Source organism: Bradyrhizobium sp. AZCC 1721 (genome assembly GCF_036924715.1).
Lineage (GTDB): Bacteria > Pseudomonadota > Alphaproteobacteria > Rhizobiales > Xanthobacteraceae > Bradyrhizobium.
In genome coordinates this window covers 3,521,304-3,547,516 of record NZ_JAZHSB010000001.1, presented here as the reverse complement: position 1 = coordinate 3,547,516, position 26,213 = coordinate 3,521,304, and the positions used below count along the sequence as shown (strand labels likewise).

The window sequence follows — 26,213 nt, the reverse complement described above, 5'->3', positions numbered from 1 at the left end:
TAAAAGGAATTAGCGCCGGTTGGCGAGAGGAACCACGTTGTGCAACGTTTCAATGCCGCTTTCAAGGAAGCGGCGCACCCCGCGCGCGGCCTGACGGATGCGCTGTTCGTTTTCCACCATGGCGATGCGGACATAGCCTTCGCCATGCTCGCCGAAGGCGACGCCGGGCGAAACCACCACGCCTGACTTCTCCACCATCAGGGTCGCGAACTGCATGCTCCCGACGCCTTCAAATGCCTTGGGCAGCGGCGCCCAGGCGAACATCGAGGCCTGCGGCGGCGGAATCTCCCAGCCGGCCCGGCCGAACGATTCGACCAGCGCGTCGCGGCGCCTGCGATAGGTGTCGCGCATCTCCTTGATGCAATCGTCCGGTCCGTTCAGCGCGGCGGTGGCCGCGACTTGAATGGGCGTGAACGCGCCGTAGTCGAGGTAGGATTTCACCCGCGCCAGCGCGGCAATGATCCGCTCGTTGCCGACCGCAAAGCCCATGCGCCAGCCAGCCATCGAGAACGTCTTCGACATCGAGGTGAATTCGACGGTGACGTCGATTGCGCCGGGAACCTGCAACACCGAGGGCGGCGGATTCCGGTCGTCGAAATAGACCTCGGCGTAGGCCAGATCCGACAGGATGAAGATCTCGTGCTTCTTCGCGAACGCCACCAGATCCTTATAGAAATCGAGCTCGGCGACATAGGCGGTCGGATTGGAGGGATAGCAGACGATCAGCGCGATCGGCTTCGGGATCGAATGAATGATCGCGCGCTCCACCGCCTCGAAAAACTGCGGCGTCGGTTCCGAGGGTACCGAGCGAATCACGCCGCCCGCCATCAGAAAGCCGAAGGCGTGAATCGGGTAGCTCGGATTGGGGCACAGCACCACGTCGCCGGGCGCGGTAATCGCCTGCGCCACATTGGCAAAGCCTTCCTTCGAACCCAGCGTCGCAACAACCTGGGTGTCCGGATTGAGTTTTACGCCGAACCGCCGTCCGTAGTAGGCGGCTTGCGCCTTGCGCAGGCCATTGATGCCGCGCGAGGCCGAGTAGCGATCGGTCCGCGGCTTGCCCAGCGTCTCCTTCAACTTCTCGAGCACATGAGGCGGCGTCGGCAGGTCCGGATTGCCCATGCCCATGTCGATGATGTCGGCCCCGGCATTGCGCGCGGCCGCCTTGGCCTGGTTGACCTTCTCGAACACGTAAGGCGGCAGACGGCGAATGCGATAAAAATCTTCCATGGGACCCTTGCTCCGGCAACCGGCAGGACAGAATCGGACGGAACCTGCGCGCGCTACGAAACCCGATCGGCTTCGTCCAAAAATCGCGTCCAATCAAGGATTTGGAGCGAATTCAGGCGCGAGGTCTCTAGGCTCTGGACCCGCAATGCGGTTGAATTGGGTTCTTTTACCATGGGAGCCCGGCAGCGCCAGTTTTTATAGCGTTTTCAAGCGAAATGGTGACCGGTTCGCGTGAAGAAAACGCGTCCAGACTAAGGCTATCTCACTTCTTGGCCGGTTTTGGCGGGGTAGCGGCGGCCGCCTGACGGTCGCGAGCGGCGGTCAATTCTGCCTGGATTTTAGCCAACTCGGCCGGCTTCATCGCCTCCTCGTTGCGGTCCGGCGGCAGGTCATGAACCGGCAGATAGCCACCGGCTTCCTTCGGACGCTCGGGCGCGCCGGCCGGCAGGCCGAGGCCCGGCATATCCGCGATCTGGGTCGAGCAGCCGCCGAGCGCGAACGCTGACGCGAACAGCGCGGCAATCGACCACAGCCTTATCATTCGGCTTACCGGCATCCGTCCGGAAATCCCCAACACTACCTGATGCAGTGCACGCACATCGCGACGACATCTATGCGCTGGTACGAGCCTTGCATCGCCAAATCGTCCGCGGCGTTGATTTCGCTAGAACCGTTCAAACCATTGTCGCCCGAAACGATTAAAGCCCAAACAGCAAATGTGACAGGTGCGGCTGCAATGTGTGCATTGTGTCTGAACACGCAAACTTTATCGCAGTGCAACAGGGTTAACCCCAACGCCGCCGCCATCAATCCACGCGGTGACGAACGCGAAACGAAGCTATAGTGTGCTTGATATGAGCGACGTCAACACCGAAACCCAGGCTCCGAAGACCTTCAACGCCGAAGCCTTCGCCATGAACATCGCCAAGGCGATGGAGACGAGCGGCCAAGCGCTCGCGGCCTATCTCAAACCGCGCGAGGACGGGGAACCGAAGGACAAGCCGCCCAGCGAAATCGGTGAAGTCATCAAGACGTTCACCAAAGTGGCTGAATACTGGCTGACCGACCAGCAACGCGCCGAAGCTCTGCAGGCCAGGATGGGCAAAGCCTATCTCGATCTCTGGGGCTCGGCGGCGCGCCGCATGGCCGGCGAACAGGCCAAGCCTGCGATCGAGCCGTCGCCGCGCGATAAGCGCTTCAAGGATCCGGAGTGGAAATCGAATCTGTTCTTCGATTTCGTGCTGCAGCTCTATCTGCTCACCGCGCAATGGGCGCAAGAACTGGTGAAGAACGCCGAAGGCGTCGATCCGCACACGCGCAAGAAGGCCGAGTTCTACGTTCAGCAGATCACCAACGCGATCGCTCCGTCGAATTTCGTGCTTACCAATCCGGAAGTACTGCGCGAGACGCTGGCCTCGAACGGCGACAACCTCGTTCGCGGCATGAAGATGCTGGCCGAGGACATCGAGGCCGGGCGCGGCATGCTGCGCATCCGTCAGTCCGATCCGTCGAATCTCGAAGTCGGCGTCAACATGGCGACGACGCCGGGCAAGGTGATCTACCAGAACGAGCTGATGCAGCTCATCCAGTACACGCCGACCACGGAGACGGTGTTGCGCACGCCGCTCCTGATCGTGCCGCCCTGGATCAACAAGTTCTACATACTCGATCTCAAGCCGGAAAAATCCTATATCAAATGGTGCGTCGATCAGGGCATCACCGTGTTCGTGATTTCCTGGGTCAATCCGGACAAGGAGCTCGGCAAGAAAACCTTCGACGACTACATGAAGGAAGGCCCGCTGACCGCGATGGACGTCATCGAAAAGGTCACGGGCGAGATGAAGGTCCATACCGCCGGATACTGCGTCGGCGGTACCCTGCTGGCGTCGACGCTGGCTTGGCTCGCCGAGAAGCGGCGCCAGCGCGTCACCTCTGCGACGTTCTTTGCGGCCCAGGTCGACTTCACCCATGCCGGCGATCTGCTCGTGTTCGTCGACGAAGACCAGATCGCGACGCTGGAGCGCGAGATGGAAGCACGGGGCGTTCTCGAAGGCAGCAAGATGGCGATGGCCTTCAACATGCTGCGCTCCAACGACCTGATCTGGTCCTATGTCGTCAGCAACTACCTGAAAGGACAGCCGCCCTCCTCCTTCGACTTGCTGCACTGGAACTCCGACGCCACGCGGATGCCGGCGGCCAACCATTCCTATTACCTGCGCAACTGCTACCTGGAGAACCGGCTCTCCTCCGGCAGCATGGTGCTCGATAACACCCTGCTCGACCTGTCGAAGGTCAAGGTGCCCGTCTACAATCTGGCGACGCGCGAGGACCACATCGCACCGGCGGACTCGGTGCTCTACGGTTCGCAGTTCTTCGGTGGCCCGGTCAAATATGTGCTGTCCGGCTCGGGCCACATCGCAGGCGTGGTCAACCCGCCGGACGCGGGCAAGTACCAGTACTGGACCAACGACAACATCAAGGATGTCACGCTCGCCGACTGGATGAAGAACGCCACCGAGCACAAGGGATCGTGGTGGCCCGACTGGCTGCAATGGCTCGAGGGCCTCGACGCCGAACGCGTGCCCGCGCGCGCCGTCGGGTCCGAGGAGATGCCGCCGATCGAGGACGCGCCCGGCAGCTACGTCAAGGTGCGCGCGTAGCACGGAAGCGCGTTGTTGAGTATATTTGGCCATCCCGTGCCGGGAATCGAAATCGTTTGAGGGGAAACCAATGACGCAACCAATAACGCGTGAATTGTTCTGGCTGACTCTGACCGTGATTTTGACCGGGCTCATGTGCGTCCCCTACTTCATCAATCGCTGTCAGGTGCGCGGCCTCTCCGGCGCCATGGCCAACCCTTCGCGCAACGACAAGCCGCATGCGGATTGGGCCAATCGGATGATGTTCGCACATGACAATGCGGTCGAGAATTTGATCATCTTCGCGCCGCTGGTGCTGATCCTCAACGCCATCGACTATTCCGACAGATGGACCGTACTGGCCTGCGCCGTGTATTTCTGGGCCCGCGTCGCCCATCTGATCGTCTACACGCTGGGCCTGCCGGTATTCCGCACGCTGGCCTTCACCGTCGGCTTCTTGGCGCAAGCCGTGCTGGCGCTGGCGATCTTCAGGGTGGTCTGAGGCGACCAGCCCTCGGGCATCTATCTCCTTGCATCGTCATCCGGGGCGCTGAAGTGCGCATCCGGAATCTTGGGCTTCCGGGTCTGGATACAGTGCCCACTTGAGGCGAGAATGCGCATGGCATCCAGCAAGGACTTTCTTGAATTTCACGGGTTGCCAAAAGAAATCATCTTTTCCCTCATCGATCGCGCTCAGTCGTTGGCGACAGCCTGGAACGATCGCACCATGCCTCAGAGCTTGTCCGGCAAGCGTGTTGCTCTCATTGCCGACGACAGTGGATGGAGGAATACGACTGCGTTTGATCTGGGCATACAGGCCATGGGTGGCATCTGTGTCCAATCGCAAATCAGGTTCAATGTCCGTGAAGCCACGGCGGATCTAGCGAGATACCTCGACAACTGGTTCGACATTTTGGTGATCCGCACCAAAGAGCTATCTGCTCTGAAAGAACTCGCATCAATTGCCAAAGCTGCCGTGGTAAATGCGAGAACGAGGTCCAATCATCCGTGCGAAACACTTGGCGATCTCGCCTATATCTACAGCAAGAGAGGAACTCTTGAGGGGATGAAAGTCGTCGGCGTTGCTCCGGACGCCAACGTTTTTCGGTCGTGGGTAGAAGCTTCCATCTCGATGCCCATCCAGGTGAGACAGGTCTATCCGGAAAACTGGCACGTCAAAGACGTCTCACTATTGGGCCCAAACCTCGCTGCGAGCACCGATCTCGCAGAGCTGTTGAATGCGGACGTGATCGTTACCGACTCATGGCCAAGTGAGGCACATGAAGAACAGATGCGGGAATACCGGATTTCGGCGTCTGTTCTGGCGAAATGCCGACCCGATGTCATTTTCCTTCCCTGCCCACCCGTTTCCAGGGAAAAGGAAGTCACTGCTGATGCAATGCATCATCCAGCTTGCCAGAGTGCCGCTGCAAAGGCTTATCTTCTACACGCGCAAAACGCCCTGCTCGAATGGATCGTCACATAAAGTCCGTATGTGATCCCGCCTGCGGTCATGCGGTGATTTGAGGCTCCCTTTCGCATCTCGAATGTCAATGAAAAACCCCCGAGGCTTCGCCCCGGGGGTTTTCGTTAGTGCGTCCTGAAATGGCGCTCAGTACTTCGCAACGACCGGCGAATTGAAGTGGTAGTTGATGCCGGTGCGGAAGACGTGTTCGGTAGCCGAACGGGTTGTCGTCGCCGGAACAGCGCCGAAGACAAAGCTGTCCGACGTCGAACCGAGGTCGACGTAGAGATACTCGGTCTTGGTCGTCCAATTCGGACCCAGCAATCCCAGCAGCGTAAACGGCGTTTCGATGCCCGCACCCGCGGTCCAGCCGATATTGGTATGCGAGAACGATTGCGTCACCGGGCCGACGAAGGAGGTCGTGTTGATCTTCGTCTTGATGCTGCCGTAAGCAAGACCGCCGGTCGCATAGAACAACGTCGACCCGACCGAATAACCCAGCCGCCCGCGAACCGTGCCGAACCATGGCAGGGTGGCATCGTAAGCCGCGCTCACTCCGGCGAACCCGCAGCTCAATACGCAAGTCTTGTCGTCTTGCAGGGTCGCCCCCTGAATATCCGCCTCAAAGCCGAACACCCAGTTAGCGGCCTGCCAGTTGTAGCCCGCCTGCACGCCACCAATGAAACCATCGGGGGCCAGGTTGAAGGTGTCCACGAACGGACCAATCGGCACGCTCAGCGAACTCCGGTCACGGCCGTATCCGGACCCGAAATTGCCGCCGAGATAGAAACCGCTCCAATTGGCCGCAGCCACCGGCTGGTAGTTCGAGTTGCCGCCGATCCGGTAGTTCAAGCCGGCGCGGAAAATATTTTGGCGGATCTCGGTATTCACGTTGCTTGGGAAGAACAACGGTGCGGCGAAGTCGGTCCGGTTGCCGAGGTTCAGATAGAGATGTTCAATCTTTCCGGTCCAATTGCCGCCCAGCGCAGCCTCCACACCACTGCCCACCACCCATCCACCCTGGGTACGATCGGTTGAAAACGTCACCGGAACCGGACCCGGTCCCGACTGAGTTATCGTGGTGTTGACGTCGCCATAGGCAAATCCGGCCGTGACGTAGCTCAACACCGGTCCCTTGGCCAGGCCGACACGTCCGCGAACGGTTCCAAACCAGTCGAGCTTCTGGCTGTAGTTCGTAAGCAAGCCGCCGCCGAAATTCAAATTGGTGCGGTCGTCGCTGAGGCCAGCTCCCTGGATATCCGCTTCAACACCAAAGACGATCGGCCCGAGTACGGAATTCGTCTGCCAGTTGTATCCGATCTGCCCGCCACCGAGCGCGCCTTGAGGCTGCAGGTAAAGCGAATAGTCTTGCCCCGGAAACGGCTGATGTCGGGTGCGGTCGCGCCCGACCCCTCCACCCGCGTTGACGCCGACATAGAAGCCAGTCCAATCGTAGACGGCTGCCAGTGCGGGAGCTTTGGTGTAACGCCGGGCGGCCAGGTCTGCGGCGAACGTCGGAGCGCATCCCAGGCCAACGAGAGCGGTGGCCAAGAGGTACTTCTTCATTTTCATTTACGGCATTCCCAGTCCGGCATTCCCGGCAGGCGTGCCGCCGGCGCTTCGAACGCATCTTTACTGGTTTCTTGTCCCCGATTCTGTAGCTAGGCCGCCACAGGTTCCACGAATTGCCCGCTCAACTGGTGGAACTACGTTACGATGCCTTGCGAGCCGTAAGTCGCTTTTTTGGCAACAACGAACAGCATCGACGCCATCTTGTCGTCAAAGCCTCTGACTTCGCCGCTCTCGATCGACAGCGAATCCCATTTGCCCGCCTCGGCGTAAGCCGCGCGCAGCCAGTCCGGCGAGGGATAGTTGTAGTAGCGGTCGAGCGTGTCGCGGCCGTCGCCATCGCCTTCCTTGAAACTCGCGAAGAAATAGCCGGCGGGTTTCAGCGCGCGCCAGATCAATCTCAGAACGTCGGCAAGCTGGTTGCGCGGAACGTGTAGCAGGCAGGCATTGGCCCAGACGCCATCGTACGCCTCGACCGCGTCGAGATCATGAAACAGCAGCGTCTCGACGCTGCGGTTGAGATGCTTTGAGGCGATGGCCGCCATTTCTGGCGACCCGTCGGTCGGACGGACATCGAACCCACGCGCCAGCATTTCCGCTGTGTCGCCGCCGGCGCCGCAGCCGAGTTCGAGGATGCAAGCACCCGGCGGAAACTGCGCCAGAAACGCCATCAGCCGCGCCTGGCGCGAGGTGAACGTGCGCTTGGCATAGGCTTCCGCGTTGCCGCGGTAGAATTGCAGGGTTTGCTCGTCCACCGCAGCACCTCACATCACGGAAACAGCGCAATCTGCTCCAGCCCGGCCGTTTCGGGCAGATCGAACATCAGGTTCATGTTCTGGATCGCCTGCCCGGCCGAGCCCTTCACCAGGTTGTCGAGCGTGGAAATCACGATCGCCCGGTTTTTGATGCGGTCGGCGACGACGCCGATCTGCACATAGTTGGAGCCGCGCACGTTCTGGGTCTGCGGCAGTACGCCCTTCTTGGCGACATGCACGAAGGGCTCCTTGGCGTAAGCCTTCTCCAGCGCACCCCGCAAATCGTCCGGCGTCGCTCCGCCGCTCAGCCTGACATAGGACGTGCAGAGTTCGCCGCGCGCCATCGGGATCAGATGCGGCGTGAAATTCACCGTCACCGCAGCGCCCGCGGCAACGCCGATCTCCTGCTCGATCTCCGGCGCGTGCCGGTGGGTGCCGACCGAATAGGGCGACAGCCCCTCGCCCGCCTCGCTGAACAGCGTGTTCTGCTTCAAGCCGCGCCCGGCGCCGGTAACGCCCGACTTGGCGTCGATGACGATGTCGTCGACGTCGATCAGCTTTGCCTTGGCTAGCGGCACCAGCGCGAGCAGCGCCGCGGTCGGGTAACAGCCGGGACATGCGACCAGCCGCGCGGCCGCGATCTTCTCGCGGTAGAATTCGGTGAGACCGTAGACGGCCTCGCCCTGCAGTTCGAGCGCCCGGTGCTCATGGCCGTACCATTGCGCATAGGCGTCCTTGTCGCGCAGCCGGAAATCGGCGGACATGTCGAGCACCTTGATGTTGGGGTTGGCCCTGAGGACGGCGGCGATGATCTCCTGCGTGGTGCCGTGCGGCAGCCCGCAGAATACCGCGTCGAGGCTGGTCCAGTCGACCTTCTCCCACTCGACCAGCTTCGGCAGATCGAGCATGAAGAAATGCGGGAACACGTCGCCCATCGACTTGCCGGCGTGGGTGTTGGCGGTGAGCGCGGTGATCTCGGCGTTCGGATGCCGCGCCAACAGGCGCACCGCGTCGGCTCCGGTGTAACCGGAGGCACCGAGAATGCCGATCTTCTTTTTCGAGCTCATCACGCGTTCCTGTTATTTGTCCACCAAGCCCAGCATCAGCCGCAGGTTCTGCACCGCTGCGCCCGACGCGCCCTTGCCGAGATTGTCGAGCCGCGCGACCAAGACGGCTTGCCGATGCTTGTCGCTGGCAAAGACGTAAAGCTCGAGCTTGTTGGTTTCGTTGAGCGCTTCCGGCTCCAGCCGCCCAGCCTTGGTTGCCGCATTCTCCAGCGGCATGACCGAGACATAGGTGCTGCCGGCATAGCGCTTCGCCAGCGCGGCGTGCAGGTCAGCGCCGCTGGGTCTGCCATTCAGTGTGTCGAGATGCAGCGGCACCGAGACCAGCATGCCCTGCCGGAAATTGCCGACCGACGGCACGAAGATCGGCCGCCGCGTCAGCTTTGAGTAAAGCTGCGTCTCCGGCAGATGCTTGTGCTCAAAGCCGAGGCCGTAGAGTTCGAACGACGGCGCGCTGCCGTCCTCAAAACTTGCGATCATCGACTTGCCGCCACCCGAATAGCCGCTGACCGCGTTGATGGTGACGGGATAGTCCGGCGCCAACAGGCCGGCATCGACCAGCGGTCGCAGTAGCGCAATGCCGCCGGTCGGGTAGCAGCCCGGATTGGAAACCTTCCGAGCAGCGCGGATCTTGTCGGCCTGGTCAGGCGCGAGCTCCGGAAAGCCATAGGTCCAGTCGCCGGCGACCCGGAACGCCGTCGAGGCGTCGAGCACCTTGGGCGCCGAAGCGCCCATGCTGTCGATCAGGGCGACCGTCTCTTTCGCCGCATCGTCAGGCAGGCAAAGGATGACAAGATCGACCTCCTCCATCAGCGCTCGCTTGGCGCCGGAATCCTTGCGCTTGTCCTTGGCAATGCTTTTCACGACGACGTCGTTCTGCTGCCGAAGGCGCTCCTGAATGCCGAGTCCCGTCGTTCCGGACGCACCATCAACGAACACGGCGGGCTTGGTCGCGGCGCCCACGGCCTTGGGCTCGTGGCTATCGGTGATGGTCATGGCACGGTCCTTTCGAGCTGATTGGTTTCGTCGGCAAAGGCCCCTTGGTTTGCAAACACGTTGGGCCGCGCCTCTCTCATCAAATGCGCGATCTGCTTGGCGCCGGCGTCGGCCTGCGAGGCCAGCGACCCCGCAACCGCTGCATAGTCGGTCTCGGATTTGTGCTGGTTCAGCTTGAAGCTGCCCTCGACCTCTTCAACCGTCATCTCTAGGCCCACGATCGCTTTCTTCATCGCCTCCAGCCGACCCGCCGTCATCTTCGACGACAACCATGGCTTCTTCGGCAACAGCCGCGCCTCGAACTTGGCGCTCAGCGCCTCGATCTGCGCGGCGAGTTCGCCGTCGGACATCATCCGCACCGGGCCGGTCAGGTGCACCGCCTGATAGAGCCAAGTCGGTACCTGGTCCGGTGAGACGTACCAGTCCGGCGATACATAGGCGTCCGCGCCACTGACGGCCAGCAGCCAGGACGTCGTTCCGCTCGCGAGCTTTACCAGCGGATTGTGACGGGCGACGTGAAACGCCGCGCGCGGCGTGCCGTCATTGGCCGAGGTTAGATAGAATGGCAGCGACGACGCGACCGGCTTATTGCCATCCCACGCGCAGGCCAGACCAAAGCCGCGCGCTTCCGCGAACGCGAGGCTCGCGGCGCGGTCGGACTTGAACGGTGGAGGCGTATACATCTCAAACTCCTGCTTGATGTAGGAGCCGCCAGTTCAGACCGCGTTTTCTGGAAAAGGGAGAAGCCGCGGGACCCGATCCGGCGGCAGAGGCGACAATCTCAAACGCAGACGTCCGCCCATACCGCGACGATGGCGCGGCGGCGGCGAGCGTTGGAGATGGTCGAAGCGTAAGTCATGGGCGCGGCTATAAGGCCGCGCCCGACTGGCGTCAAGTTATGACTGCCATTCCGGCAGGGTCTGGTGTCAGATCACCGGATTCCACGGCGCCGGGATCAGCCGGTAGCCGCTGCCGTCCTTCTCGACGAAGCCGTTGGCCGGGAACGGATAATGGAAGCCCTGGACCCGCATCTTGTCGGCGACCAGCATGTCGTAGACCCGGCGGCGGGTCTTTTCCGCCAATGCCGGATCCTGGTCGAACATCAGGTGCCAGCCCGGATTGGTGACGAACAGCGCCGGCAGGTTGGTGACATCAGATTGGATGAACACCTTGTCGGAGCCGGATGCGAGAACATAGGAGGTGTGGCCTGGCGTGTGGCCGATGGTTTCCACCGCCGTCAGTCCGGGAGCTACTTCCTTGCCCCACTCATAGGGCGTCACCTTCTTTTTGAGCCCCGCCTCGAGCACGCGGCGGGCGTTCTTGAACACGGTCTGCATCCGCCCTTCCGGCGCACGGCTCATCTCGCCGTCGTCCATGAAGTATTTCCATTCGGCCGCCGGCACCAGCACCTCGGCATTGGGAAACGTCGGCGCGTTCTCCGCGGTCAGGAGACCGTTGATGTGGTCACCGTGGAAGTGCGAGATCACGACGATGTCGACCGCCTTGGGGTCGAAGCCCGCGGCAACCATGTTGGCGCCGAACTGGCCAACATTGCCCTTGCTCGATGCAAACGCAGCGGCGCCGTTACCGGTATCAACCACCACGAGCTTGCCACCGGTATTGATGACCAGCGGCGCGAACTGGATCGACATCTTGTCCTTCGGCATGAAGGCCTTTTCGAGCGCCGCGTTCACTTCGTCCTTCTTGGCGTTGAGCACGAACGTGTCGGGCAGCGCGAAATTGTTGACGCCGTCAGAGATGGCCGTCACCTGGGCATCGCCCACCTTGTAGCGATAGAAGCTCGGCGCCTGCTTGTCCGCCACCTGGGCGGCCGCCCTGGCCGGCGCCTGCGGCAATAGCGGTGTGGCGGCGAGCGCCGCGGCGCCAGTGAGTGCGTGACGACGTGTCAGTTCCATAGTGATGTTCTCCCCGGTGAGATGATGGATACGAGGGCGGGATTCACCCGCTTTGATGCGTGTCCTTGGTCGGTTGCCGCTGAACCTATCAGCACTCCTGCGATAGCGCGACGACACGACGGCAATGCGAAGTTGCTCTTGTCTACTTACGTTGGGGCTAACACCCCCGTCATCCGCTTATTCCGTTCGCTCCTAAACCACCCGCCAAAGCCATTCGGCGATCTTCCCCATGACGTCGCCTACCAGCAGCAGAGCGGCCGACCAGACCAGGGCCGAGACAAAGTTGGCGATCTGAAAGGGCCAATATGACATTTCGAAAATGCCGGCGGCGAGCGGCACCGAGGCGCGCAGCGGTCCGAAGAAGCGGCCGATGAAGATCGAAGGCACGCCCCATTTCTTAACGAAGTCCTCGCCGCGCAGCAGGATTCCCGGATAGCGCGACAGCGGCCACATCTCTGCGACGTGCTCCTTGTATTTGAAGCCGATCCAGTAGGATACCCAGTCGCCGAGCGCCGCGCCGAGGCCGCCGGCGAGCCAGACCGGCCAGAAGTTGATGCCGCTGACGCCGATCAGCGCGCCGATCGCAACCAGCGCCCCCCAGGCCGGCACCAGCAGCGAGACGAAGGCAAGCGATTCGCCGAATGCCAGCACCAGAACGATCGGTGCGGCCCACGCCTGGTTGTCGCGCACAAAATCAGCCAGGGCGCGCACATAGTCTTCCATGTCTTGAATGCCTTCCCCCGCCCCGTTCACACCCTTGAACTTTGGTCTGATTCAAGGCTATGCGACAGCTAAGCCAGCCGCTTGCGTGACTTCAAGTCACAAGGGCTGGCACGGGATGTGATAGCACCGTGCCGGCTTGCCGGAGCCACGATCAATACGCCGCGAAAAACCCTGTTCTGTCCAGGTGATAGCCGAGGGCGTTACGGTCCTCTGTTCAGAGCCGCGCGAGACTGGTACGGCCTTGCATCCGGTGCAACAGCAGGGAAGTAGCGCATCGCGCCAGCCCCGCCGTCACCTTTTCAGGCCATCCGTGGCATAGTCAGGCAGACCGATTCGCTCGCGCGAGATCGCGCGCAACACTTAAAGAGCCATGTCCAAGCCATTGAAATCAGCTACAAAATCAAAATCCGCCAACGATCTCTTCGGGGCAGAGGCGAAGGGCCGCGCGGCGCCCAAGGCCGCCTCGCGCGGAACCAGCGCCGAGGCCGGCTATACCGCGGCCGATATCGAGGTGCTGGAAGGCTTGGAACCGGTGCGCCGCCGCCCCGGCATGTACATCGGCGGCACGGACGAAAAGGCGCTGCACCACCTGTTCGCCGAAGTCATCGACAATGCCATGGACGAGGCGCTGGCAGGGCATGCCTCCTTCATCGAGGTCGAACTGAGCGCCGATGGTTTTCTGACCGTCACCGATAACGGCCGCGGCATCCCGGTCGACCCCCATCCGAAGTTTCCGAAGAAGTCGGCGCTCGAAGTCATCATGTGCACGCTGCATTCCGGCGGCAAGTTCGACTCCAAGGTCTACGAGACCTCGGGCGGCCTGCACGGCGTCGGCGTCTCCGTCGTCAATGCCCTCTCCTCGCGGCTCGAAGTCGAAGTCGCGCGCAGCCAAAAGCTCTACCGGATGAGTTTTGAGCGCGGCCATCCCAAGGGCAAGCTCGAGGACCTCGGCAAGATCAACAACCGCCGCGGCACCCGCATCCGCTTCAAGCCGGACACTGACATCTTCGGCGCCAAGGCGGCCTTCAAGCCGCAGCGCCTGTTCAAGATGACACGCTCGAAAGCCTATCTGTTCGGCGGCGTCGAGATCCGCTGGCGCTGCGACCCCGCGCTGTTGAAGGGCATCGAGGACGTGCCGGCCGAGGACAGTTTCCACTTCCCCGGCGGCCTGAAGGACTATCTCGGCGCCGCCATTCACGCCGATACGCTGGTGCACCCGGATATCTTCTCCGGCAAGTCGGGGCGCAACGGCGCTCATGGCGCCTGCGAATGGGCAGTCGCCTGGACCGCGGATGCCGACGGCTTCCTCTCCTCCTACTGCAACACCGTGCCGACGCCCGACGGCGGCACCCATGAATCCGGCATGCGCAGCGCGATGCTGCGTGGCCTGAAAGATCATGCCGAACGTATCGGCCAGGGCAAGCGTGCCGCGCCCGTCACGTCGGAAGACGTCATGGTGGGAGCTGCGGTGATGCTGTCCGTGTTCGTGCGCGAGCCGGAATTCCAGGGCCAGACCAAGGATCGTCTCGCCACGGCAGAAGCCCAGAAGATCGTCGAACAGGCGATCAAGGACCCGTTCGATCACTGGCTGTCGGGCAATCCGCTGCAGGCCAACAAGCTCCTGGATTTCGTCGTCGAGCGCGCCGACGAGCGGCTGCGCCGTCGTGCCGAGAAGGAGATCTCGCGCAAGACGGCGGTGAAGAAGTTACGACTGCCCGGCAAGCTTTCCGACTGCACCAACAGCGCTCAGGAAGGCTCCGAGCTCTTCATCGTCGAGGGTGACTCGGCGGGCGGCAGCGCCAAACAGGCGCGCGACCGCAAGACCCAGGCCGTGCTTCCCCTGCGCGGAAAAATCCTCAACGTCGCCTCGGCCGGCAAGGACAAGCTGATGCAGAACGCGCAGCTCTCAGACCTGATGCAGGCGATCGGCTGCGGCACCGGCGCGCATTATCGCGAAGAGGATCTGCGCTATTCGCGCATCATCATCATGACGGACGCCGACGTTGACGGCGCACACATCGCTTCACTGCTGATCACATTCTTCTACCGCCAGACGCCGCGACTGATCGACGAAGGCCACCTCTATCTGGCGGTGCCGCCGCTCTATAAGCTCACCCACGGTAGCAAGTCGGTCTATGCCCGCAACGATGCACATAAGGAAGCGCTGCTGAAGAGCGAGTTCAACGCCAATGCCAAGGTCGAGGTGAACCGCTTCAAAGGCCTCGGCGAAATGATGCCGGCGCAGCTCAAGGAAACTACCATGGACCCGGCCAAGCGCACCCTGCTCCGCGTGGTGCTGCTGGCCGACGACCGCGAAGGCACGGCTGATTCCGTCGAGCGGCTGATGGGAACCAAGGCCGAGGCCAGATTCGCCTTCATTTCCGACAAGGCGGAATTCGCCAGCGACGAGCTGCTGGACGTCTGATTCATCGAAAACAGGCGATTTTCGAGCAATTTCCGGCCATTCTGGCCGGTAACTGGCGAAACCTGCCCGTATTTCGAGCTTTTGCCAGCCGTTCCTTTTCGGCCCAGTGTGCTTCCCCCGCAACAGCAATTTGGCCGGAACTGCGTATAGTCACGCTACTGGATTTTGGGAATCGGCGCTCGCGCACCTCTAGAGCGGTGGCGCACCTAGGGTAAGGGACTTGAAAATGAAAAAGGTACTGCTCGCTCTGACCGCGGTGGCGGCAATGACTGGATCGGCCGTTGCGGCTGACCTCGGGGCCCGTCCCTATGCCAAGGCTCCGGCGCCGGTCGCCCCCGTTTATAACTGGACCGGCTTCTACATTTTCGGCGGCGCTGGCGGCGGACTGTGGGCAGCCGACAGCAACCTGGTGACTAACCCCGGCGGCGTCGCGATCAGCCGTGACCAGAGGATGGGCGGAAGCGGGTGGTTCGGAACGGTCGGTATCGGCTACGATTGGCAGTTCGGTGGCAGGTGGGTGGCCGGTATCTTCGGTGACGGACAATTCGGTGACATCCGTGGCTCCATCAACGAACCGGATTTCGCTTTCGAGGGACGCGAAAAGCTTCGGACCAGCTATGCGGCTGGCGTGAGGCTGGGTTATCTCGTCGCGCCGAATGTGCTGTCTTACGTGAACGGCGGTTACTCCGGTTCGGAGTGGTCCGGAGCCAGCTATTCTACATTGGGCGCGGCAGGCGGACCGGTGGTGTTTACTACCCCCTCCTTCACCCGCAACGGCTGGTTCATCGGCGGCGGCGTCGAGAACAATCTGGACATCTTCGGAATCTCCGCACCAGGCTGGTTCATGAAGACCGAATATCGGTCGGCTTTCTATGACCGCGCTACCCTCCCGGAGACGTTCACGCCTGCCTTCGGCGGCGGAATCACCGGCAATTCGGTTACCTTCAAGCCTTGGGTGCAGACCATCAGCACCTCGCTGGTCTACCGCTTCAACTGGGGCGGCGCTCCGGTCGCCGCCAGGTACTGATCTCTGCCAACTCGGCAGCTCAAAAGCCCCGGCATCGTCCGGGGCTTTTTTGCGTCTGTGAGCAACCGCACCAATCGAGCTCGAGACGCGCCGCTTCCTCAACATTGAAGCCTTCGGGCGTGGCGGACGCGAGCAAACGGTAGTAGGTCACGAGCGCGGGCAGCGCGGCGTTGGCGGCCTCGCGGGAGCGCGTCGGCTGGAAGGGCTTTCGCGGCCCTAGCCGCCGCCAAGGCGATCCGGAAACTATCGAGCGGCGAGAAGCCGAACTGCGTCCGCGACAGCTCGTAGAGATGGTAGAACAGCGCGGGATAGCGTTTGTCGTAATAGTCGCGCCACATCACCGTCTCGAGCCGCGCGATTTCAGGCGGATCGAAAGCCCGCAAATCAGCTTTCCGCGGCCACGACACATAGGCGCCAATGGCAACCAGAATCAACGCGAGCGCTAGACAGATCATTCGGCAGCTCATGATGATCCTTGATGATCCTTGGCGATGCCGCAACTTCAGGCCTTGCGAAGCCGGCCGGCTTTCTATTCGATCGGAAGCTACGGCCGCCGCCGGCAATGGTTTCCTGCAGCGGCCCAAAGACAACCGAAGAGAATGCCGCACCGCGTCCCCGCGCCAGGCGGTAGGAGGGAGGAAGCCATGGCCAGATCCCTTTCAATCATCGGCTTTCTGGCGCTTGCGATCGGCCTGTTGTGGATCGGCCAGGGCACCGGCGCGATCCCTTGGCCATCATCGAGCTTCATGATCAACCAGCTGCAATGGGCCGGATATGGCGCGGTGCTCGTCGCCGTCGGCCTGATCCTGATCTGGCAAGGCAACCGCTAGATTCGTAGGGTGGGCAAAGCGACTTGTCCGCCGTAGCTCAACGAGCGAAGGCGGAAGCGTGCCCACCATCCTTCACTCGCTCTGAAAATGGTGGGCACGGCGCGAAGCGCGCCTTAGCCCACCCTACGAAAACCAAAAGTAAACGGACGACAACAATGACCACAAAACTCTTCGACCTCACCGGCAAGGTAGCCATCGTCACCGGCGGCAATGGCGGCATCGGGCTCGGCATGGCCCGGGGCCTCGCGGAGGCCGGCGCGGCGATCGCCGTGGTGGGCCGCAACGAAGCCAAGTCGGCCGATGCGGTCGCGGAACTTGCGCAAGGCGGCGCCAAGGCGATTGCGGTGGCGGCTGATGTCACCGACAAGGCAGCGGTCGCGGCGATGACCGAGCGCGTCGTCCGCGATCTCGGCCGCATCGATATTCTCGTCAACAACGCCGGCATCAACATTCGCAAGCCGCCGCATGCGCTCGATATCTCCGAGTGGAACAGCGTGATCCAAACCAACCTCACCAGCGCCTTCCTGTGCTCGCAGGCGGTCTATCCGGCGATGAAAGCGGCCGGCGGCGGCAAGATCATCAATATCGGCTCGATGATGTCGATCTTCGGCGCCAGCTTCACGCCGGCCTATGCCGCGAGCAAGGGCGGCATCGTGCAGTTCACCCGCTCCTGCGCTTGTGCCTGGGCAGCCGACAACATCCAGGCCAACGCCGTGCTGCCGGGCTGGATCGACACTGATCTCACCAAGCGCGCCCGCCAGGAGATCGACGGCCTGCATGAGCGGGTGCTGGCGCGCACGCCGGCGGCGCGCTGGGGCGGGATAGACGACTTTGCGGGCATCGCGGTATTTCTATCCTCGGCAGCGTCGGATTTCGTCACGGGCACGGCGATTCCAATTGATGGCGGATATTCAATCATGGGGTAGCCAAAGACGGCTTGCCGGATTCTCCGCCTGCACGAAAAAAGCCCCGGCCAAGGCCGGGGCTTTTCCATCGTCTCTGGATTTCAGTACTTGGATCAGTACCTGGCGACGACCGGCCCGGTCGGCCACGGATTGAACTTGTAGCTCAACCTAGCCATCACAGCGTCGACATCCGCATCGACGTTGCGGAAGGTCACCCCCCCAAGTGTGCAGGTGACCAACGCCAGGTTACAATTGTGCTGCTTGCTGTCGAATTCGTAGTGCTTGTAGTCGACGCCGAGGATCAGGTTGTCGAGAACCGCGTATTCGAAACCAACGCCGGCATACCAACCGCCATGCGAAGCACCGGCATGGTCCGTCGTAATGCCGGTTCCGTTGACGAGGATCTGGGTGTCGATGTCAGCCTGCGCGTAGCCGCCCTGGCCATACACCATGAAGCGGTCCCAGGCATAACCGACCCGCCCACCGATGTACCAGATGTCGTTGATGCGGCTTTGGCAGGAAAAACCAGCACCTATCCCGCAGCGCTCACCGATCACGCCAGCGCTGCTGGTGGTGTTAAAGCCGTTGTCGAGGGCGTTGTAGCCGCCTTCGATACCGAGGACGAAATTGCCCCACTGCTTCTGGATTCCGGCAAAGCCGCCGTAAATCAAAGCGGTGTCGCTGTTGCCAGTGCCCCAGAGGAAGGGCGGAGCATTGAAGAAGTTTCCGGCGGTGTCGTGCCAGGCGCCGCCAACCGCGCCGCCGACATAGATGCCGGACCAGTCATAGGTAACGACCGGGGGCACCACGGGCGCCTTCGCGATGCGCGCCGGCATGTCTGCGGCGAACGCGCTCACCGCGCCGGCGGCAAGGATGGAAGCAGCGAGTACCAGTTTCTTCATTGCATTTGCCCCTTTAGTGAGCACTGCGCGGATGAGCAGCGGGTGAGCATCAAATCGAAATCATGACCTAAATTACCCAGATTCCAGCCCCTTGGCTGTCACCCGATTGCTACAGTTGCGCGCAATGTTATCTCCGGTTGAGGATACCAAAACACAACCTTCGGGTTGTTTCGGCAGGGGCCCCAGCTCAATTGCCGGCGCTGCGTGGCGAATGCACATGCTCTGGGCGCACGCCTAAGCCCACAAACCGCGCCGTGACGCCCTGCAGCCAGGGCACCGCGGTGACCAGCCGCATGACCAACGGGACCTTCAGCGGCTGGTTGCCCGGCTTCAGCGCAGCGTTCACGATGTTGTTCTGCACGACGACCTGCATCCGCTGCGTCATCTTCACCGGAAATTCGCGCCGCCGGCGCACCGCGTCGAGTTCGTCTTCGGACGGGCAGCCGCTTACCAGCTTCGGCGCCAGCAGATTCGCCGTCGCCACCGCATCCTGAACCGCGAGGTTGACGCCGACGCCGCCGATCGGCGACATCGCATGCGCGGCGTCGCCGATGCACAACAGCCCCGGCCGCGTCCAGCGCTTCAGCCGGTTGACCGCAACCGTCAACAGCTTCACGTCGTCCCAGCTCTTCACCTCGGCAAATCCCGGTCTCAGGACCGGCGCCATGCGCGCGATGTCGTCGAGCAGCGCGGGCAGTCCCCTCGCCTTGACCGCGTCGTATTGTCCTTTGGGAATGACGAATGCGCATTGCCAATAGTTGCCGCGGTCGAAGGTCACCATCATCCTGCCGGGATCGACCCGCGCAAACAGGCTCTCGCTTTCGTTCTCCCGCTTGCCGGCGCGAAACCACAAGACATCCATCGGCGCGCCGATTTCCTCGACCTCAAGGCCAGCGCGTTCGCGCACCAGCGAATGGCGCCCGTCGCAGGCAACGGTCAGGTCCGCCGCGATGTCGATGATGCCATCCGGCGTCTTCGCCTTCACGCCCATGACGCGCTCGCTGTCTCGAATGAGATCGATCGCTTCCGTCGACATCATTACCTTGAGCGAGCCGAACCGCTTGCCGCTTTCGCGCAGGAAATTGAGAAAGTCCCACTGCGGCATGAAGGCGATGAAGGGATATTTGACGCCAAGCCTGCTCAGGTCGGCGAGCCGCACCGTTTCGCCGCCGAACATGCCTTGCATCTTCTGCAAGCGCTGGTGCGGCAGTTTCAGGAAGCCGTCGATCAGCCCGAGTTCGTCCATCACCTGCAGCGTCGAGGGATGCACGGTGTCGCCGCGAAAATCGCGAAAGAAGTCGGCGTGCTTCTCCAGCACCACGACGTCGATGCCGGCGCGGCCCAGCAGATATCCGAGCATCATGCCGGCCGGCCCGCCGCCGACGATACAGCAACGTACTTTCACCGCTCGCTCCTGTCGCCGGTTTGCCCGACGAGGCAGCATCGGTCATCTGCCAGGCATCGGCAATGCAATATGCGGCGCGAAAGCCATTGCGCGGATGTTTGGCTTGTCGAAAACTGAACCACATCCACCCCGTCGTCCCTGCGAACGCAGGGACCCATACGCCGCGGCCGTCGTTGTCGTGCTGGATCGATAACGGCTTCCTTCAAACAACGTACATTTGTGGTTATGGGTCCCTGCGTTCGCACTAGGGCATCTACACGTCTTGGGGACGCGACAGATTGACTCGGGGCGGCATGATGTGCGTTCGCCGCAGCGTTTTGTATGATTCTCTCTCTGGCGCTTTGATTCGAAGGAGCGCCAGAGATGCAGCAGGAACCGGATTTGTCCCTGGGTAAGTTTGGAGACGTTCGCCTCGATAAAAGGGGGCGGCGCTTCTCCGGGCTATGCTTTGCACGCGCAGTGTCTGTTTGCGCCAGATGGCGCAGGGCAACTGGGCCGCGAACATGGCGTTCTGGCGGTTTGTGAACAATCCGCAAGTCACGATCGACAAGCTGATTGAAGGCTGGAGCCTGCAGACGTCGATGGCGGTCAGCGGGCGTCATGTGCTGTCGATCCAGGACACCAGCGAGATCAACTTCCACACTCGTCCGGGACATCGGCGCGACTTGGGCAAGGTCGGCAAAGGCAATGCTCGCGGCGTGCTGCTGCATGCCATGATGGCGGTCGATGCCGATAGCGGGGTCTGTCTCGGGCTCACCGGCGGTGAGGTGTGGACGCGCAAGCGCAAGGCCAGGATCGCTCACGAGAAGCGCGCCTTGGCCGACAAGGAATCGGCGCGCTGGGTGACGACGGCTAAGCAAGGCTGCGAGGTTCTGGTCGCTGCTCGTATGATCACCGTCGTCAACGACCGCGAGGGGGATTTCTTTGCTCACTGGTCGCTGACACCCGCTGACAATGTCCACCTCCTGTCGCGCGCCATGCACGACCATGCGCTGGTCGATGGCGGCACGCTTTATCAGGCGGTCGCGCGGGCCCGCTTCTGCGACAAGGCGGTGATCGATCTACCAAAGCGAATGGATCGCCACGGTCGCCAGGCCCACCTCTCCATGCGCCTGGGAACCGTTGTGCTCAAACGACCGCAGCGCCCCGGCGTGAAAGACCTGCCACAGGGCGTCAAAGTCAGCTTCGTGGAGGTCGTCGAGTTGCACCCCCCGAAGAGCGCCAAGCCCATTCATTGGTTGCTCCTGACCACTCATCCGGTCGTCACCGCCGCCGATGCCTGGCGGATCGTCTCCTGGTACAAGCAGCGCTGGATCATCGAACAGCTCTTTCGCTCGCTGAAGAGCCAGGGTCTGCGCATCGAGGATAGTCAGCTCGACAGCGCTGAAGGCCTGATCAAACTCGTGGCGATCGCCACCAGAGTAGCATGTATCGTCATCCAGCTCGTTCAAGCCCGCAATGGCGGCGAACAATTGCAGGTCGAATTTGTGTTCACGCCGGACGAGATCGAAGCGCTCAAGGCCATTAACAAAACCCTGAAAGGCCGCACCGAGCTCCAGAAGAACCACCATCGCCCCAACACTGTCGCCTGGGCGGCATGGATCATCGCAAAGCTCGGCGGATGGACCGGTTACGCCTCTCATCGCCCACCTGGACCAATCACCTTCCACATGGGAATGGCTCGCTTCCAACTCCTCGTATATGGCCCGGCAAGCGTGTAGATGCCCTAGTGCGAACGCAGGGACGACGGAGGAGAGCTGCTCCGAGGTGCCCGTGATGCAATCGAGGCCGCGTCCGCTACCGCCTAAAACTCTTGATCTCGGAGACGCTGCCGTCGCGATAGGTCAATTCCACCGAAACCGATCTGGTCGCCGGCGCAAGCTTCAAATAGGGCTGCGCATCGTGTGGAATGACGCTGGGATCGCGAGTGTTGCAAGGCGGCATTTTCAGCACCTTGTCGGGCACCGCGCTGTCGATGCCGACGCGCACTTCGCGGATCGCGCAGCGGTACGACATCAAGTGCGTATAGTAGACCAGAAGCCCGTTGTACTCGCGGAACGACAGCCAGCTCGTCGCGGTCATATCGAGAATCTTGCGCTGGTCGCGGATCAGCGCAGCCTCGGGATCGAACCGGATCGGGAACGGCCCCTGCAACTCGCCATTGGTGTCGACATAGCGCACCTGGATGATGGCCGCCGAAGCATCGGCCGGCAGTTCGACCGACGGGTTGGGCATCCGCTTGCGGGTCCGCGGATCGAGCGTATCCATGAAGCCGGTCTCGCGGAAATCGCCGCTGTCGCCGATCCGCCAGGAAATACCGAGCGTCGGATCGGCGATCGAGAACACCACGGTCCAGCCGCCATTGTGGCGCGAGAACATCGCGATCGGCGCGTTGACGGAATCGTTCTGCGGCTGTAGGCGCTGTACCGGAGGCAAAGCTGCAAGCTTTTGCAGCGGCTCGGCGGGCTTCGTCGCCTCAGGCTGGGCCTTCGCCAAACCATTCAGAAAAACGTCGTCGACCATCTGGTCGAAGTAAACCGGGATCTGCTTGTGGCGGACGGTCTCTGCCAGTTCGCTGACCGCGCGCCGCGTGCGTTGCGCGACCTGCACGAGATTGACGCCGGGCTGCGTCAATTCCTTCGCGAAGGTTCGCGTGAACACCGAATTGGGATTGGCGTCGTCATTGGAAAGCCGGTCGAGCGCGGTCTGTCGCGGCCCGGCCGAGAAGATCGAGAACACGCCTTCCGGCAATTGCGTCATCGGCGCGAGACCGCCGCCGCCGGCAACCGCACGCGTACCGGCGCGCTCGAACGGATTGTTGCGGCAGGCATCGAACACCAGGATGGCAGTGCGCACCTTGCGGTTCTGCATCCGCTCGATGATGCGGTCGGCGAGGATCGAGGCATCGCGCACGAGTTCTTCCTGGCCTTCGGTCGCCGCCGGCACGTCAGTCGGCAGCAGGAAATTCTGGCCCGCTATTTCAAAACCGTGGCCGGCATAGAAGAAGAACGAGGTGTCGCCGGCGTCGACCGCCTTGTCGAAGGCCAGCAACGTCTGGCTGAACGCCTGCCGGTTCTGGTTTTCCGCCACCATCACCGTGAAGCCGAGCTGCTTGAGCGTATCGCCCATGGTGCGGGCGTCGTTGACCGCCTTCTGCAGCTTGGGCACGTTCCGGTAGTCGTTGTTGCCGACCACTAGCGCGACACGCTTTTCCGCCTGCGCGGGGACGGTGAGGGCCGCCATGCAAGCTGCAAGGGTCGTCACCGCGAGCAATCTGGAAAGCCAACGCTTCATCGAAATCCCCCAGCGCACGAATGGTCCTGGTTTAGGCCGTGCAAAGCCGCTTCATGCCATAGTCGGCATCCCGATGCCCACGGTTCAACGGCTCCGGTTGATAGGAATACAGCGGCTCGGTTTGACGGCCAAATGACGGTTTTGGCCGTTATTTGTGCGAAAACATTAAGCTTTTTCGCTATATGGTCAGTTCCCAGATTGACTTTGGCCATTTCGACCCTATGTTCGCGCTCAACGCGGCCTTGGATCGAAACGCGATTCCCTAGGTTAGCCGCTCGTCTGCGTAAGTCAGAGCCCCCAGCTTTTCAAAAGCGCGCCGTTTCGGGGCAAAACGCGACAGCCTTTTTACCTTCGATTCCGAACGGCGGTGTCGACTAGAGGCTCAATGTCTTTTTCCCATCTCGGTCTTTCCGATAAGGTCCTCGCCGCAGTTGCGGCTACCGGTTACACCACCCCTACTCCCATCCAGGAACAGGCGATCCCCCACGTTCTGGCCCGCCGCGACGTCCTCGGCATCGCCCAGACCGGCACCGGCAAGACCGCCGCCTTCGTCCTACCCATGCTCACTTTGCTGGAAAAGGGCCGCGCCAGGGCACGGATGCCCCGCACCCTGATCCTTGAACCGACCCGCGAACTTGCGGCACAGGTGAAAGAGAATTTCGACAAGTATGGCGCTGGCCAGAAACTCAACGTCGCGCTTTTGATCGGCGGCGTCTCGTTCGGCGACCAGGATTCCAAGCTGACCCGTGGCGTCGACGTCCTGATCGCAACTCCGGGCCGGCTGCTCGACCACACCGAGCGCGGCGGCCTCCTGCTCACCGGCGTTGAACTGCTGGTCATCGACGAAGCCGACCGCATGCTGGACATGGGCTTCATCCCCGATATCGAACGCATCTGCAAGCTGGTGCCGTTCACGCGCCAGACCCTGTTCTTCACCGCGACGATGCCGCCGGAAATCAGCCGCATCAGCGAAACCTTCCTGCACAATCCTGAACGAATTGAAGTCTCGCGCCCGGCAACCACGGCGACCGGCGTGTCGCAGTTCAAGGTCAACGGCGGCCGTGAGCCGCACGAGAAGCGCGAGCTTCTTCGCCGCCTGTTGCGCGACGCCAAGGACCTCAACAACGCGATCATCTTCTGCAATCGCAAGCGCGAAGTCGCTGTCGTTCACAAATCGCTGCAGAAGCATGGCTTCAGCGTCGGCGCCCTGCATGGCGACATGGACCAGTCGGCGCGCACGGCGGCGCTCGATCAATTCCGCAAGGGCGATATTCCGCTGCTGGTGGCCTCCGATGTCGCTGCCCGCGGCCTCGACATTCCCGCCGTCAGCCACGTCTTCAATTTCGACGTGCCGCATCACGCCGACGACTACGTGCACCGCATTGGCCGCACCGGACGCGCCGGCCGCGCCGGCACCGCGATCTCGATCGTGACGCCGCTCGACAGTAAATCGATCGCTGCAATCGAACGACTGATCGGGCAAACCATTCCCCCCGCCGAAGGTGACTACGCCGTACATTCGGACTCGTCCGAGGAAACCGATCAGCCGCGCGAGCATCGCGCGCGGGAAGGCTCGCGTGGCGGGCGCAAGCCGCGGCGCGAACGCGAGCCGCGACACGCCAGGGATTCTGATAAGCGCCGCGACAAGAGCGCCGATCGTGAACCGCGGCAGGCCAAGGGCACGGGCCGCAGTGCGAGGCCGCAGCCAGAGGCCGCCGCCTTCTCGCCGCCCGCCCCTGCGCAGCCGTCGCGCGTGCCCTCGATCGGGCGACCCGAACCGCGGCGTGCTCACCGCGAGGTCGAATCGGAGCCTGCCGATCACTCGCACCTTCCTGCATTCCTGTTGCGGCCCATTCGCGCCCGCGTCTGACAAGTGTCGATTTCCTGCGGCCGGAACTGTTTACCGGCCGTTCATCCTCCTCCGTTAACCTGCGGCGATAATTTTAATCATTGCTGCACGGCAACGACCGGCGCTGCTCGCTATTGGGGACGGATCAGTGGTCAAGCTGCTGGACGAGCACGAACGCACGATGGCGTTTGCCGAAGTCGCGTTGGGCCAGATCAAATCCCTCAGGCAGACCGCCGTCCCACGCAACTATGAAATCTGGTACGTCTACGCGACCGGATACAATGCTCCCCTCAACAAGATCATCAACGAGACGCTGGCGCGCAACGGCAAGCTGAGCGAGTCCGATCTCGAACAGATCTACGAAACCTATCTCTCGCACATCAAGGCCTCCGACCGCATCGACAAGGTCGGCGCGCGCGTGATCGGCGAGATCGACGACGTGATGACCCTCATCACCGCGGCGCTCGCGATGTCGGAGAGCTATGACGCCAAGCTGAGCGGCGCGAACGAAAAACTCAGGAACGCCAAAAGCGGCGATCAGATCAAGGCGATCGTCGACGGTCTGATGAAATCGACGCGCGAGATGCGCGAGACCAACAAGGCGCTGGAGAATCGGCTGGCGTTGTCCAGGACCGCGATCAGCAATCTGCAGCACAGCCTCGAAGCGATCCGCGCCGAGAGCCTGACCGATCCGCTGACCGGATTGGGCAACCGAAAATATTTCGACCGCTCGATCGAGATGGCGGTGCGAACGGCCATGGCGAGCGGCGAACCGCTGTCGCTGATGATGTTCGACATCGACCATTTCAAATCGTTCAACGATTCCTACGGCCATCTGACCGGCGATCAGGTGCTGCGGCTGGTAGCGATGTCGCTGAAGCAAACCATCAAGGGCCAGGACATCACCGCCCGCTATGGCGGCGAGGAGTTCGCGGTGGTATTGCCGAATACCGGGCTGCGTCAGGCGCTGACGGTCGCCGACCACGTCCGCCGCGCCGTCATGGCCAAGGAATTGAAGAAGAAATCGACCGGCGAAATTCTCGGCCGCGTCACCATCTCGGTCGGCGTCTCCATGCTGAAGCCGGACGACGACACCGATTCGCTGATCGAGCGCGCCGATGCCTGCCTCTACGCCGCCAAGCGCAACGGCCGCAACCGCGTGGTCTGCGAAGTCGACCCCGAATACGCCGCCGAGACCCGCAGCCAGGTCGCCTAGGCG

General features: G+C 62.0%; 23 protein-coding genes. 10 read left to right on the top strand and 13 right to left on the bottom strand.

Annotated features, from left to right (window positions below; translation table 11 throughout):
* Nucleotides 1–9: 9 nt before the first annotated feature.
* Nucleotides 10–1,230 carry an LL-diaminopimelate aminotransferase gene (locus tag V1273_RS16855; protein WP_028346243.1) on the bottom strand — a complete coding sequence of 407 codons (1,221 nt, stop codon included), beginning with the start codon at nt 1,228–1,230 and terminating at the stop codon, nt 10–12.
* Between the two features lie 262 nt (nt 1,231–1,492).
* On the bottom strand, nt 1,493–1,771 hold the full coding sequence (locus V1273_RS16850; protein ID WP_334382310.1) for a hypothetical protein: 279 nt from the start codon (nt 1,769–1,771) through the stop codon (nt 1,493–1,495).
* Between the two features lie 313 nt (nt 1,772–2,084).
* Between V1273_RS16850 and V1273_RS16845 the strand changes: the two genes are divergently transcribed.
* The 3 genes from V1273_RS16845 to V1273_RS16835 all read left to right on the top strand — a co-directional run bounded on the left by V1273_RS16845 (nt 2,085) and on the right by V1273_RS16835 (nt 5,355).
* Nucleotides 2,085–3,890 carry a PHA/PHB synthase family protein gene (locus tag V1273_RS16845; RefSeq protein WP_334384239.1) on the top strand — a complete coding sequence of 602 codons (1,806 nt, stop codon included), beginning with the start codon at nt 2,085–2,087 and terminating at the stop codon, nt 3,888–3,890.
* Nucleotides 3,891–3,972: 82 nt separating this feature from the next.
* Nucleotides 3,973–4,371: an MAPEG family protein gene (locus V1273_RS16840; RefSeq protein ID WP_334369280.1), complete on the top strand. Its 399-nt coding sequence runs from the start codon at nt 3,973–3,975 to the stop codon at nt 4,369–4,371.
* 111 nt (nt 4,372–4,482) lie between these two features.
* Nucleotides 4,483–5,355, top strand: a complete 873-nt coding sequence (locus tag V1273_RS16835; RefSeq protein WP_334410286.1) for an ornithine carbamoyltransferase — start codon at nt 4,483–4,485, stop codon at nt 5,353–5,355.
* A gap of 126 nt (nt 5,356–5,481) precedes the next feature.
* Here V1273_RS16835 and V1273_RS16830 read toward each other — a convergent pair whose 3' ends face one another.
* The 7 genes from V1273_RS16830 to V1273_RS16800 form a co-directional block, all read right to left on the bottom strand.
* Nucleotides 5,482–6,900: an outer membrane protein gene (locus tag V1273_RS16830; protein WP_334412224.1), complete on the bottom strand. Its 1,419-nt coding sequence runs from the start codon at nt 6,898–6,900 to the stop codon at nt 5,482–5,484.
* 140 nt (nt 6,901–7,040) lie between these two features.
* Entirely contained in the window at nt 7,041–7,658 is a 618-nt protein-coding gene (locus tag V1273_RS16825) for a class I SAM-dependent methyltransferase (protein WP_334410285.1), read from the bottom strand.
* Between the two features lie 14 nt (nt 7,659–7,672).
* Nucleotides 7,673–8,725: an N-acetyl-gamma-glutamyl-phosphate reductase gene (gene argC, locus V1273_RS16820; RefSeq protein ID WP_334410284.1), complete on the bottom strand. Its 1,053-nt coding sequence runs from the start codon at nt 8,723–8,725 to the stop codon at nt 7,673–7,675.
* A gap of 12 nt (nt 8,726–8,737) precedes the next feature.
* Entirely contained in the window at nt 8,738–9,718 is a 981-nt protein-coding gene (argC, locus tag V1273_RS16815; RefSeq protein ID WP_334368779.1) for an N-acetyl-gamma-glutamyl-phosphate reductase, read from the bottom strand.
* Nucleotides 9,715–10,401, bottom strand: coding sequence for an FMN-binding negative transcriptional regulator (locus tag V1273_RS16810; RefSeq protein WP_334368778.1), 687 nt, complete (start codon nt 10,399–10,401; stop codon nt 9,715–9,717). Before V1273_RS16810 ends, argC (V1273_RS16815) begins: the two co-directional genes overlap by 4 nt.
* Before the next feature lie 243 nt (nt 10,402–10,644).
* Complete coding sequence (locus V1273_RS16805) at nt 10,645–11,634, bottom strand: MBL fold metallo-hydrolase (RefSeq protein ID WP_334410282.1); 990 nt, start codon at nt 11,632–11,634, stop codon at nt 10,645–10,647.
* Nucleotides 11,635–11,826: 192 nt separating this feature from the next.
* Nucleotides 11,827–12,357 (bottom strand): DedA family protein, encoded by a 531-nt coding sequence (locus V1273_RS16800; protein ID WP_334368775.1) that lies wholly within the window; start codon nt 12,355–12,357, stop codon nt 11,827–11,829.
* Between the two features lie 370 nt (nt 12,358–12,727).
* Between V1273_RS16800 and parE the strand changes: the two genes are divergently transcribed.
* The gene (gene parE / locus V1273_RS16795) at nt 12,728–14,782 is read left to right on the top strand and encodes a DNA topoisomerase IV subunit B (protein ID WP_334368774.1); all 2,055 of its coding nucleotides are present in this window, start codon (nt 12,728–12,730) and stop codon (nt 14,780–14,782) included.
* Between the two features lie 226 nt (nt 14,783–15,008).
* Nucleotides 15,009–15,809 carry an outer membrane protein gene (locus V1273_RS16790; protein ID WP_334368773.1) on the top strand — a complete coding sequence of 267 codons (801 nt, stop codon included), beginning with the start codon at nt 15,009–15,011 and terminating at the stop codon, nt 15,807–15,809.
* Between the two features lie 98 nt (nt 15,810–15,907).
* On the opposite strand, the gene V1273_RS16785 is transcribed toward V1273_RS16790, so the two are convergent.
* Complete coding sequence (locus V1273_RS16785; RefSeq protein WP_334410281.1) at nt 15,908–16,276, bottom strand: hypothetical protein; 369 nt, start codon at nt 16,274–16,276, stop codon at nt 15,908–15,910.
* A gap of 177 nt (nt 16,277–16,453) precedes the next feature.
* On the opposite strand from V1273_RS16785, the gene V1273_RS16780 reads away from it, so the two are divergent.
* On the top strand, nt 16,454–16,639 hold the full coding sequence (locus V1273_RS16780) for a hypothetical protein (protein ID WP_334368771.1): 186 nt from the start codon (nt 16,454–16,456) through the stop codon (nt 16,637–16,639).
* A gap of 155 nt (nt 16,640–16,794) precedes the next feature.
* A complete protein-coding gene (locus tag V1273_RS16775; RefSeq protein ID WP_334410280.1) occupies nt 16,795–17,565 on the top strand; it encodes an SDR family NAD(P)-dependent oxidoreductase in 771 nt (256 codons plus the stop codon).
* Nucleotides 17,566–17,657: 92 nt separating this feature from the next.
* Here the strand turns inward: V1273_RS16775 and V1273_RS16770 are convergent, their stop codons facing one another.
* Together V1273_RS16770 and V1273_RS16765 are read right to left on the bottom strand one after the other, a co-directional pair.
* Complete coding sequence (locus V1273_RS16770) at nt 17,658–18,446, bottom strand: outer membrane protein (RefSeq protein ID WP_334368769.1); 789 nt, start codon at nt 18,444–18,446, stop codon at nt 17,658–17,660.
* Between the two features lie 187 nt (nt 18,447–18,633).
* Nucleotides 18,634–19,890, bottom strand: a complete 1,257-nt coding sequence (locus V1273_RS16765) for an FAD-dependent oxidoreductase (protein WP_334410278.1) — start codon at nt 19,888–19,890, stop codon at nt 18,634–18,636.
* Between the two features lie 437 nt (nt 19,891–20,327).
* Between V1273_RS16765 and V1273_RS16760 the strand changes: the two genes are divergently transcribed.
* Nucleotides 20,328–21,572, top strand: a complete 1,245-nt coding sequence (locus V1273_RS16760) for an IS4 family transposase (RefSeq protein ID WP_334368994.1) — start codon at nt 20,328–20,330, stop codon at nt 21,570–21,572.
* Between the two features lie 76 nt (nt 21,573–21,648).
* Here V1273_RS16760 and V1273_RS16755 read toward each other — a convergent pair whose 3' ends face one another.
* Nucleotides 21,649–23,145 carry a caspase family protein gene (locus tag V1273_RS16755; RefSeq protein WP_334410277.1) on the bottom strand — a complete coding sequence of 499 codons (1,497 nt, stop codon included), beginning with the start codon at nt 23,143–23,145 and terminating at the stop codon, nt 21,649–21,651.
* 385 nt (nt 23,146–23,530) lie between these two features.
* Here V1273_RS16755 and V1273_RS16750 point away from each other — a divergent pair, with 385 nt between their 5' ends.
* Both V1273_RS16750 and V1273_RS16745 read left to right on the top strand, forming a co-directional pair.
* The gene (locus V1273_RS16750; RefSeq protein ID WP_334410276.1) at nt 23,531–25,015 is read left to right on the top strand and encodes a DEAD/DEAH box helicase; all 1,485 of its coding nucleotides are present in this window, start codon (nt 23,531–23,533) and stop codon (nt 25,013–25,015) included.
* Between the two features lie 127 nt (nt 25,016–25,142).
* Nucleotides 25,143–26,210 (top strand): GGDEF domain-containing protein, encoded by a 1,068-nt coding sequence (locus V1273_RS16745; protein ID WP_334410275.1) that lies wholly within the window; start codon nt 25,143–25,145, stop codon nt 26,208–26,210.
* Nucleotides 26,211–26,213: the final 3 nt, after the last annotated feature.